We start from the raw sequence: 2,026 nt of genomic DNA, 5'->3' as shown, positions 1-2,026 counted from the left end.
AATCATCCTCGCGGGGCTGGGACTACGAAATCTAGACTTTGTCTATCGATTTCTGTCCCACTGCCTTTTGTTATCTTCTCTGTAAAATCTATTTTTAAAAAATTGGATACAGTTTGTATTCAAAAAATTGCTATATTATAATTTGATAGTAGAATTAAAATTTTAGCATAATTTCATGAAAGTTTTCTGAATGATCAAAGGTTAGTACAAAGTAGAAAAAAAGTCCAAAAAATAAGGTAAAGTAGTAGCTTAAAAGTAAGAAATGGGGTAGAATGATAGAAGTTGCTTTTCGGTAGTTTATAATCGAATCAATTGACAAATCTTTTAGGTGTAAATGTTGTTAAATCAACTATTTTACTAAACTATTATATTTTTTTTGTTTTCAAGATGACATTTTATGTTGTCTTGGGAAGTGAAAGAGATTAGAATCAGTTTTTGAAAAGAGCCCTCATATAGTTTTTGAATCCTAGCAAATGGTATTCCTATGTCTTCCAATCTTGCTAAAATTGATGAAAAACGATATGATAGAATGAAAAAAGCGAGGTGAAATATGGACCAAAGACGGATTCAAATAGAAACACAGCAGATTCTTGAAGATGTACTAGACAAGGCTTCTTTACAGGAGGGAGCACTATTTGTCTTGGGTTTGTCTTCGAGTGAAGTGCTGGGAGGACACATCGGAAAAGATTCGAGTCAGGAAATCGGTGAACTTATTGTCAAGACTATGTTGGAACTATTGACGGCTAAGGGAATTCATCTGGCTGTTCAAGGTTGTGAACATGTCAATCGGGCTTTAGTTGTTGAACGAGAAGTAGCTATAAAACATCAGTTGGAGATTGTGAGTGTACTCCCGACCTTACATGCAGGAGGTTCTGGTCAATTGGCCGCCTTTCGCTATATGAAGGATCCCGTGGAGGTCGAATTTATCAGGGCAGATGCTGGTCTAGACATTGGTGATACAGCTATCGGTATGCATATCAAACATGTTCAGGTACCCATTCGACCAGTCTTAAGAGATATTGGTCTGGCTCATGTGACAGCACTTGCTAGTCGACCAAAACTCATTGGAGGGGCGCGTGCTCAATATCCAATAGATCACATTAGAAAGATTTAAAATGAAAAACAGAAAAATGCAGTTTGATAAAGTTATTAAATACTCTATTCGGAAGTTCTCAGTTGGTGTAGGTTCTGCAGTTATCGGGACATTTCTTTTGGGAGCAAACAACTTTTTAGTTGAAACTGTTGCAGCTAACGAAGTGGCAGCACCAAACCAAGTTCATTACCGTTATTTGGCTGAACAAGAATTGACAGAAGCAGAAAAGGCTTTGATCCATCGCGAACTTCCTTCAGATTTAAAGCAAGATGATGTTGTCTATCTTGTTTACAGAAAAAAGGAAGTGAATTCTCAACAATTGCCGAACACTGGAAGCAAGGAGTTGGCCCTAGCAACTCTTGGTTTTGCAACAGCGTCTTTGGTTGTTGTGGTGATGTCTAAAAAACATCGTAATAAAATGTTGGGTATTCTCTTTATTGGAGCTCTAGGTGGTAGTTACTTTATCCCTCAGTCAGCTCAAGCCTTTGAGAATAAAATCTTGGTGTCTTATAACCAAACGATTGCTGGAAGTAGTCAAGAGGACTTGGCAAAAGGTGTCATTCAAATTGAAGGATACGAGTACGTAGGTTACTTTAAAGCATCAGATTTCCAAGACCAGTCAGAGAAAATTGCTACTGCTAAAGGCACTCAAGAAGCAGGCCACGAAGGCGAATCTTTGGTTCAACCAGAATTGCCAGCCTATACAGGCGAACTTAGCGCTAAAGGCACTCAAGAAGCAGGTCACGAAGGCGAATCTTTGGTTCAGCCAGAATTGCCAGCCTATACAGGCGAACTTAGCGCTAAAGGCACTCAAGAAGCAGGTCACGAAGGCGAATCTTTGGTTCAGCCAGAATTGCCAGCCTACACCGGCGAGCTTACAGCCAAAGGAACCCAAGAAGAGGGTCACGAAGGCGAATCTTTGGTTCAGCCAGA

Annotated in this window: 2 protein-coding genes; both read left to right on the top strand. The window is 39.5% G+C overall.

Annotation, left to right across the window (positions count from 1 at the left end):
* The first annotated feature begins 550 nt into the window (after window positions 1-550).
* Window positions 551-1,114 (top strand): TIGR01440 family protein, encoded by a 564-nt coding sequence (locus HMPREF2805_RS03520; protein ID WP_075231412.1) that lies wholly within the window; start codon window positions 551-553, stop codon window positions 1,112-1,114.
* 1 nt (window position 1,115) lies between these two features.
* Window positions 1,116-2,026, top strand: a 911-nt coding sequence (locus HMPREF2805_RS03515; protein WP_148131589.1) for a YSIRK-type signal peptide-containing protein, incomplete at its 3' end; no start/stop codon positions are given.

The organism is Streptococcus sp. HMSC034E03 (assembly GCF_001811505.1).
Taxonomy (GTDB): domain Bacteria; phylum Bacillota; class Bacilli; order Lactobacillales; family Streptococcaceae; genus Streptococcus.
The sequence above is the reverse complement of the archived record's forward strand: the minus strand, read 5'-3'. Positions and strand labels throughout refer to the sequence as shown.